This is a genomic window from Methylobacterium organophilum, from assembly GCF_022533465.1.
GTDB lineage: Bacteria > Pseudomonadota > Alphaproteobacteria > Rhizobiales > Beijerinckiaceae > Methylobacterium > Methylobacterium organophilum.
The window spans coordinates 1,162,102-1,170,000 of record NZ_CP092848.1 but is presented as its reverse complement, the minus strand read 5'-3'; the positions used below and the strand labels follow the sequence as shown (position 1 = coordinate 1,170,000).

8 protein-coding genes (1 of these 8 only partly in view) are annotated in these 7,899 nt (G+C 70.7%); 6 read left to right on the top strand and 2 right to left on the bottom strand.

Annotation, left to right across the window (positions count from 1 at the left end; genetic code table 11):
* Nucleotides 1-2,084 carry the 3' portion of a DNA mismatch repair protein MutS gene (mutS, locus tag MMB17_RS05360; protein ID WP_241101338.1) on the top strand. The gene continues 661 nt to the left of window position 1, outside the view, so only the last 2,084 of its 2,745 coding nucleotides appear in the window; its start codon lies off the left edge, out of view; it ends in the stop codon at nt 2,082-2,084.
* A 104-nt stretch (nt 2,085-2,188) separates the two neighbouring features.
* Entirely contained in the window at nt 2,189-2,353 is a 165-nt protein-coding gene (locus MMB17_RS05355; RefSeq protein ID WP_238313664.1) for a hypothetical protein, read from the top strand.
* A 66-nt stretch (nt 2,354-2,419) separates the two neighbouring features.
* Here MMB17_RS05355 and MMB17_RS05350 read toward each other — a convergent pair whose 3' ends face one another.
* Nucleotides 2,420-3,244, bottom strand: a complete 825-nt coding sequence (locus tag MMB17_RS05350) for an FTR1 family iron permease (RefSeq protein WP_238313666.1) — start codon at nt 3,242-3,244, stop codon at nt 2,420-2,422.
* 415 nt (nt 3,245-3,659) lie between these two features.
* Between MMB17_RS05350 and MMB17_RS05345 the strand changes: the two genes are divergently transcribed.
* The 4 genes from MMB17_RS05345 to MMB17_RS05330 all read left to right on the top strand — a co-directional run bounded on the left by MMB17_RS05345 (nt 3,660) and on the right by MMB17_RS05330 (nt 6,343).
* Nucleotides 3,660-3,905 (top strand): hypothetical protein, encoded by a 246-nt coding sequence (locus MMB17_RS05345; protein WP_241101337.1) that lies wholly within the window; start codon nt 3,660-3,662, stop codon nt 3,903-3,905.
* Between the two features lie 131 nt (nt 3,906-4,036).
* On the top strand, nt 4,037-4,465 hold the full coding sequence (locus tag MMB17_RS05340; protein ID WP_241101336.1) for a hypothetical protein: 429 nt from the start codon (nt 4,037-4,039) through the stop codon (nt 4,463-4,465).
* Between the two features lie 118 nt (nt 4,466-4,583).
* Nucleotides 4,584-5,480, top strand: coding sequence for a GGDEF domain-containing response regulator (locus tag MMB17_RS05335; RefSeq protein WP_238313672.1), 897 nt, complete (start codon nt 4,584-4,586; stop codon nt 5,478-5,480).
* 182 nt (nt 5,481-5,662) lie between these two features.
* Complete coding sequence (locus MMB17_RS05330; RefSeq protein WP_238313674.1) at nt 5,663-6,343, top strand: LuxR C-terminal-related transcriptional regulator; 681 nt, start codon at nt 5,663-5,665, stop codon at nt 6,341-6,343.
* A 96-nt stretch (nt 6,344-6,439) separates the two neighbouring features.
* Here the strand turns inward: MMB17_RS05330 and MMB17_RS05325 are convergent, their stop codons facing one another.
* The gene (locus MMB17_RS05325) at nt 6,440-7,855 is read right to left on the bottom strand and encodes a cytochrome ubiquinol oxidase subunit I (RefSeq protein ID WP_238313675.1); all 1,416 of its coding nucleotides are present in this window, start codon (nt 7,853-7,855) and stop codon (nt 6,440-6,442) included.
* Nucleotides 7,856-7,899: the final 44 nt, after the last annotated feature.

The following is a 7,899-nucleotide window of genomic DNA, read 5'->3' as shown; positions in this document are numbered from 1 at the left end:
GCGACACCCGCGCCGCGGTGACGCCCCTCGCCCAGGCCGAGCTCGAACCGGCCTCCGCGGAACGGCGCCTCCGCGAGCAGTTCGGCGTCTCGACGCTCGACGGCTTCGGCAGCTTCACCCGGGCCGAGATCGCCGCGGCCGGGGCCGCGCTCCTCTACATCGCCCGTACCCAGATCGGGGCGAAGGTGCCGCTCTCGCCCCCGAGCCGCGAGGCGAGCGGCGAGACCATGGCGATCGACGCCGCCACCCGCGCCAATCTCGAACTGACCCGCACCCTCTCCGGCGAGCGCCGGGGCAGCCTGCTCGACACGATCGACCGCACGGTCTCGGCCGGGGGCGCCCGCCTGCTCGCCGAACATCTGGCCGGTCCCCTCACCGACCTGGAAAAGATCGGGCGCCGGCACGATGCCGTGGCCTTCCTCGTCCGCGAGGCCGGATTGCGGGAGGCCCTGCGCGCGGCGCTGGCCCGCGCCCCCGATCTCGCCCGGGCCCTGACCCGGATCGGCCTCGGCCGGGGCGGCCCCCGCGATCTCGCCGCCCTGCGCGACGGGCTCTCGGCCGCCGCCGCCATCGAGGAGCGGCTCGCCGCCCATGAGGGCCTGCCGGAGGCGCTCGGCGCCATCGGCGAGCGCCTGGCGGAGGTCGATTCCGGGCTGGTGGCGGAACTCGCCGCGGCGCTGGCCGACGACCTTCCCCTCAACCGCCGCGACGGCAATTTCGTGCGCGCCGGCTACCATGCCGAGATCGACGAGGCCCGCGAGCTCGGCCAGGATTCGCGCAAGGTCATCGCCGCCCTGCAGGCGCGCTATGCCGAGGAGAGCGGCTGCCGCACCCTGCGCATCAAGCACAACAACGTGCTCGGCTATTATATCGAGGTGCCCCAGGCCGTGGGCGAGGCCTGCCTCAAGGGGCTGATGCGCGACTTCGTGCATCGCCAGACCATGGTCGACGCCATGCGCTTCACGAGCGTGGAGCTCGGTGCCCTCGAATCGAAGATCTCCGGGGCCGCCGACCGGGCGCTCGCCCTGGAGGGGGCGGTGTTCGAGGCCCTGGCCGCCCGGGTGATCGGGCAGGCGGAGGCCATCGCCGACATCGCCGAGGCCTTGGCCAGCCTCGACGTCGCCGGAAGCCATGCGGCGCTCGCCGTCGAGCAGGCCTGGACGCGCCCCGTCATCGAGGAGGGCCTCGCCTTCGCCATCGAGGGCGGCCGCCATCCCGTGGTCGAGGCGGCCCTGGCCAAGGCCGGCGAGGGCTTCATCGCCAATGATTGCGACCTGTCGGGGGAGGCGGCCGGGCGCATCCGCCTCGTCACCGGCCCGAACATGGGCGGCAAGTCGACCTTCCTGCGCCAGAACGCGCTCATCGCCGTGCTGGCCCAGATGGGGGCCTTCGTGCCGGCGACCTCCGCCCGGCTCGGTCTCGTCGACCGGCTCTTCTCCCGCGTCGGCGCCGCCGACGACCTCGCCCGGGGCCACTCGACCTTCATGGTCGAGATGGTCGAGACCGCCGCGATCCTGAACCAGGCGACCCGCCGCTCCCTGGTGGTGCTGGACGAGATCGGCCGCGGCACCGCCACCTTCGACGGCCTCTCCATCGCCTGGGCCTGCCTGGAGCACCTGCACGAGACGAACGGGTGCCGGGCCCTGTTCGCCACGCATTTCCACGAGCTGACCGCGCTCAGCCAGCGCCTGCCCCGGCTCGACAACGCCACGCTCAAGGTGGCCGAGCATCGCGGCGAGGTGATCTTCCTGCACGAGGTGGTGCCGGGCGTGGCGGAGCGTTCCTACGGCTTGCAGGTCGCGCGCCTCGCCGGGCTGCCGGGCAGCGTCGTGGCCCGGGCCGGCGCCATCCTGAAGGGCCTGGAGAAGTCGGAGCGCGAGCGCCCCGGCCGCCGCGCCATCGAGGACCTGCCGCTCTTCGCGAGCCTCGCCGAGGCGCCCCCGCCGGCCGCCGCGCCGGTGCCGGCGGAGCGCGACGACCGCCTCGGCCGCCTCCTCGACGGGATCGATCCCGACGCGATGACGCCGCGCGAGGCCCTCGAGGCCCTCTACCGGCTGAAGAGCGCCCGGGCCCAGGAGGGCTGACCAAGAGGGCTGAGCCGGCGCTGCCGGCTTACGCTTTGGTGACCGTTCCTGCGCGAGCATGGAAGGCGCGCATCCGCGCGCGTCGTCGAAGCCGGAGGTCGGCCATGGACCTGTTCTATCGCGGCGTCGAATCGTCCCTGCTCGCCCTGAGCCTCGTCCTCGGGCTCGCCGCCGCGGCCTTCGTCACCCCGACCGACCCACGCTTGGCCAGCGCGGATCTGGCGGTGACGCTGCCGATGATCAGCGTCACCGGCGGCACGAACGACTGATCCCATCGAAAAAGGCCCGCCGCGATGCGACGGGCCTTCCCTGTGACGAACCGGTCCGAGCGAACCTCAGGCCGTCCGCGGGGCGCGCTGCGGCTCCGCGTCCTTCCGGCCGAGCTTGCGCACGAAATAGACGAGGCCCGCTGCGACCGCCACGGCGAGGATCGCGCCTTGGGTGGCGAGCGCCTCCCAGCTGCCGTTGCTCAGGCCCCATTCGGAGACGAAGGCGGGCACGCCGTCGGTGTTGTAGGAGATGAGCTGCTGCTCCTGAAGCTCCTGGAAGGCCTCGCCGATCATGCGCAGGCCCATGAAGAACAGGAAGGCGGAGGTGATCACGAACATCGGCCGCAGGGGCAGGCGCAGGGCCAGCCACTGCATGGCCACGAACATCGCCACCAGCGCCAGCGCCGCGACGCCGAGGCCCGAGAGGAGCGAGGCGTCGAAGCCGTTCCCGCCCTTGGCCAGGGCGTGGAGGAACAGCACCGTCTCGGCGCCTTCGCGGAACACGGCCAGGAAGGCGATGCCGGCGAGGGAGATCACGGTGCCCGCCCCGAGCGCCCGCTCGGCCAGCCGGTTCAGGTCGGCCTGCCAGGCCTTGGGATCCTGACGGATGAACATCCAGCCGCTCATGTAGAACATCAGCACGGCGGCCGCGATCATCACGGCGGCCTCGAACAGGTCGCTGTGAATGCCGTCGTAGAAGGTCTCGAACACCCAGGCCATGCCGAAGCTGGCGACGATGGCGGCGATCGCGCCGAGATAGATCGGCACGATTCGTTCCGAAGCGCCGGCCCGCCGCAGGAAGGCGGCCAGCGCGGCGATCACCAGCAGAGCCTCCAGGCCCTCGCGGAACAGGATCGTGAAGGCTTGTACGAACGTCGAACCGTCCGCCATCGCATGCGCTCCGTGTTGTCGTTGCACCGCACGACCACGCGGGACGTGCTGTTCCCTACATTTTAATGGATCAAAACTGCAGGGAATACAGGTTAGAATTGTTCTTAAGAAGAGCAGAAGCGGCCCACGACACGAATCTGCGCGGGCTTTGTCTGTCGTGGCGGCCTACTCCTATTTACCGTCTACCTGCAAGGCCGTGACGCGCCGGGCCGCCTTCACGGCTGCGGCATCGTCAGGGCGAGGCCGGTTTCTTTGCCGGTTCTCGAAACCCGTATCGGACGCGCCGGATTTCACGGGCGAAGCCGCAACCAATGGCCGCGCTCCGAATTACCGATTCAGAGAAGAACGGGGCGGCGCGCGGCTCTTGGCCGCGCAGAACGGGGCATGCCTGAACCGGGCATGCGGGCAGGGATTCATGATCGCGAGAACGTCCAGCATGGTCGCCCTGGCGGGCGCCCTCATGATCGGCTTTTCCGCTGCCGGACAGGCGGCGCCGGGACAGGCCGACCGGAGCCCGAGCAAGGTGGCGGAGGCATCCCCGGTGAAGCCGGTTTCGGTCGGCGAGGCCGAGGAGGAGGCCACGAATTGCATGAAGCCGCGCAAGCGCCTCTGGATCGAGGGCGAGGGCTGGGTCGTCCGCCGCGTCACGATCTGCCGCTGAGCGGGACGGCCCTCTTGGGCTCGCGGGACACGGCGGGGTTCAGCACTCTGCCTCCCTGGCGGAGCCCCCGCCTGCGGAACGACGATGCGCCCCCACCGATTGAGTCCGGGCCGTTTCGGAGGGTGAATCCCATGCGCAGCCTCGTCCGCCCCGCGCTCGCCGTTGCCCTGGTCCTGGGGGCGACCCCCGGTGCGCAGGCGGGCGAGCGCATCCTCTACGGGGCCTATGGCTACGGCCCCGCCGGATACGGCAACGCCTTCGCCGAGCCCTTCGTCTCCGGCAGCTATGTCGGCGCGCCGCTCACGCGCTTCCCCCGTCCGAGCGAGATCGTGCCGCCCGCCTGGGGCTACGGCACCTACGGGGTGCCGACCTATAGCGGGATCCGGCAGGGGCCCGCGGCCAAGCCGATGCTCTACGTCATCGACAGCCCCCGCGCCGGTACGGGGCGGGCCCGCATCGTCGAGCGCGGCCAGGACGGGCGCGGGTCGGACACGGACCGCGGCGCCGAGACGCGCGGCGGGGGCGCCCGCGTGGTCGACGTGACGGTGCCCCGTCGCTGAGGACGCGGGCTTCCGCTACCCGGGGATCCTTCGCAATATCCGCGAACCGGGAGCCTCCCGTTAACAACCCGGTCGTATCTTGCGCGGAGCGTTTCTTGCGCAGGGGGCCGTGACGGCCATGCATATCGTCATCGTCGACGCGAGCCGAGTGGTTCTGAAGATCATCGCCGGGTTGCTCGAGCCCCGCGGGCACTTGGTCAAGCAGTTCACGGATTCCGCCGAGGCGCTGGCCTACATCACCGACAACCCGTCGGTGCGCGCGCTCATCACCAGCCTCGAGGTGCGGCCCCTCAGCGGGTTCGAGCTGTGCTGGTCGGTCCGCCTGCTCGCCGAGTCCAACCGGCCGATCTCGATCCTGATGATGTCCTCGGCCCACAATGCCCGCAACCTCGCCGAGGCGCTGGACAGCGGCGCCGACGACTTCATCGAGAAGCCGCCGAGCGCCGAGGAGCTGCATGCCCGCCTGCGGGCCGCGGAGCGCCTGACCTCCCTCCAGATGGAGCTGATCCGCCTCGCCGAGACCGATCCGCTCACCGGCCTGCTCAACCGCCGCGCCTTCATGCAGAAGGCCCGCGACGCCGCGGACCGGGCCGGCTCCTTCGGCCAGCTCTCCGCCATCCTGGCCGATATCGACCACTTCAAGCGGATCAACGACGAGCACGGCCACGATGTCGGCGATGCCGCGATCAAGGCCGTCGCCGCGGTGATGGGCGAGCAGGGCCTCCCCTGCCGCTACGGCGGCGAGGAATTCGCGATCATGCTGCCGCACCGCACCCTCGCCGAGGCGGAAGCGCTCGCCGGTCTCCTGCGCGTGCGCGCGGCCGATCTGCGCATCCGCGGCAAGAAGGGGCCGATCCGCCTCACCTGCAGCTTCGGCGTGAGCGAATGGTCGGAGGGCGAGACCATCGACGGCCTGCTCAAGCGGGCCGACATCGCCCTCTACGAGGCCAAGACGGCGGGCCGGAACCGCGTCGTCTCGGCCGCGACCGAACTCGTCCTGGCACGGACCGGCTGAGGCCGGCCCGGCGGCCCATTCCGGGCCGCGCTGCGTTCCGCTTCGGGACGCTCCCGTGCAAGGTGCGCCGAAATCGCAAGGATTTCCCGCCCGCAGGCCGGCTAAACCGTTGGAACGACTCTTGTTCTGTCCCCTACGCATTCTCCGCGATGTATCGTGGAGGCACAGGAGGGGGACGCGGCATGAGTCACGCCGTCGAGGTCTTGATCGTCGATGAGCCGTCCCGGCTCGACCCGAACGCCCGGGCGGTGCTGGAACATGCGCCGTCGCTGCGCACGATCGGCGAGGCCGATCTCGACCGGCTCGATCCCACGCGCCGCACCATCGCCCTGGTCGTCCTCCGCGAAACCCATCTCGACGCCCATTGCGAGCGGATCGCGCGCCTGCGCGCCGGCCGGCCGGGCCTCGAAGTGCTCGTCGCCTTCCACGCCCTGCACCGGGACGAGCTCCAGCGGCTGATCCGGGCGGGGGCCGCCGGCTTCGTCGCCCGCAGCGCGCCGCCCGCCGAGATCTGCGCGGCGATCCTGGCGCTCGCCTCCGACGACGGCGCGCTCGTGGCGCCCCCCGCACCGGCCTCCCATTCCGGGGCAACCAGCGACACCCATGACGGGCTCGGCCTGACGCCGCGGGAGGCGGAGGTCTTGCGCTTCCTCAGCGCCGGCTTCAGCAACAAGGAGGTGGCCCGCCGCCTCTCCCTCAGCGTGCGCACCGTCGAGACGCATCGGCTGAACCTGCGGCGCAAGACGCAGACGGGGCGGCTGAAGGATCTCGTCTCCCTGGCCCGCCAGCTTCGCCTCGATCCGGTGCTCGACGCGGACATGCCGCGCCGGATCCTGCGCGACGAGCGCCCCGCCCGGCACTGAGGGGGCAACGCGCCGGGCGGGGCCGAGTCCCCCCTCAAATGCGGAGGCCGCCCCGCCGTTGCGCGGGCGGCCTCCGGTCCTCGACGCGCCGCGGCCTCAGGCCGGATTCGGGCGCAGATCCTCGTCGACGGCCGAGAGCGGGCGCTTGGGCGCGCGCACGAGGCTGCCCTCCGCCATGCCCGGCTCCACGGGATCCGGGCCCTTGCGCAGGAGCTTGGCGAGATAATAGCTGCCGAAGCCGAAGATGATCGCGTAGGCGATCAGGAAGGCGACGAGGGAGGTCGTCACGGCCTGCGCGGCGAGCGGCGAATGCGCGTCCGCGGTCTTGAGCTGCCCGTAGACGATGTAGGGCTGGCGCCCGATCTCGGCGGTGAACCAGCCGAAGATCACCGCGCCGAAGCCCGAGGGCGTCATCAGCATGGCGCAGGTGAGGAAGATCCGGTTGGTGTAGAGCCCGCCCTTCCAGCGCAGCCACAGGCTCCACAGGCTCAGGGCCAGCATGGCCATGCCGATCGCGACCATGATCCGGAAGGAATAGAAGACCGGCCAGACCGGGGGGCGCTTGTCCGGCGTCACCGCCTTCAGCCCCGGCACCACCCCGGAGAAATCGTGGGTGAGGATGAAGGAGCCGAGCTTCGGGATGCCGATCTCGACGTCGTTGCGCTCCGCCTCCATGTTGGGGATGGCGAAGAGCAGCAGCGGCATGTCCTTCTGCGTCTCCCAGTTCGCCTCGATCGCGGCGAGCTTGGTCGGCTGCAGCTTGAGCACGGCGAGGCCGTGGGCGTCGCCCACGAAGATCTGCACCGGCGTGACGATGACCGCGAACCAGAGCGCCATCGACAGGGACAGGCGCGCGCCCCGCACCTTCTCCGGCGGCTCCTTGCGCGCCCGCAGGATCATCCAGGCCGACATGCCCGCCACCGCGAAGGCCGTGGTGAGGAAGCAGCCGAGCACCATGTGGGCGTAGCGGATCGGGAAGGACGGGTTGAAGATCACCGCCCACCAGTCGGTGGCGACCGCCCGCCCGTTCTCGACGGTGAAGCCCGCCGGCGTCTGCATCCAGGAATTGGCCGAGAGGATCCAGAAGGCCGAGATCAGAGTGCCGAGGGAGACCATGCAGGTCGCCAGGAAATGCAGCCGGTCCCCGACCCGCTCCCAGCCGAACAGCATGATCCCGAGGAAGCCCGCCTCCAGGAAGAAGGCGGTGATGACCTCGTACTGGATCAGCGGCCCGAGCACGTTGCCGGTGAAGTCGGAATAGCGCGACCAGTTCGTGCCGAGCTGGTAGCTCATCACGATGCCGGAGACGACGCCGAGGCCGAAGGAGACCGCGAAGGCCTTCACCCAGAACTTGTAGAGCGTCCGGTAGACGGGGTTCTTCGTCCAGAGCCACTGCGCCTCGAGCCGCGCCAGGAAGGCGGCCAGCCCGATCGTGAAGGCCGGGAAGATGATGTGGAACGCCATGGTGAAGCCGAACTGGATGCGCGAGAGCATCAGGGCGTCGAGATCCATGGCGTCTCCTTCCGGAAGCCCGGTGCCGCGTCGCGGCCGCTTCC

Coding starts and splice junctions, on each gene's coding strand:
- MMB17_RS05335 (WP_238313672.1), top strand. CDS start 4,584: ATGCATATCGTCATCGTCGACGCGAGCCGAGTGGTTCTGAAGATCATC.
- MMB17_RS05355 (WP_238313664.1), top strand. CDS start 2,189: ATGGACCTGTTCTATCGCGGCGTCGAATCGTCCCTGCTCGCCCTGAGC.
- MMB17_RS05340 (WP_241101336.1), top strand. CDS start 4,037: ATGCGCAGCCTCGTCCGCCCCGCGCTCGCCGTTGCCCTGGTCCTGGGG.
- MMB17_RS05350 (WP_238313666.1), bottom strand. CDS start 3,244: ATGGCGGACGGTTCGACGTTCGTACAAGCCTTCACGATCCTGTTCCGC.
- MMB17_RS05325 (WP_238313675.1), bottom strand. CDS start 7,855: ATGGATCTCGACGCCCTGATGCTCTCGCGCATCCAGTTCGGCTTCACC.
- MMB17_RS05345 (WP_241101337.1), top strand. CDS start 3,660: ATGATCGCGAGAACGTCCAGCATGGTCGCCCTGGCGGGCGCCCTCATG.
- MMB17_RS05330 (WP_238313674.1), top strand. CDS start 5,663: ATGAGTCACGCCGTCGAGGTCTTGATCGTCGATGAGCCGTCCCGGCTC.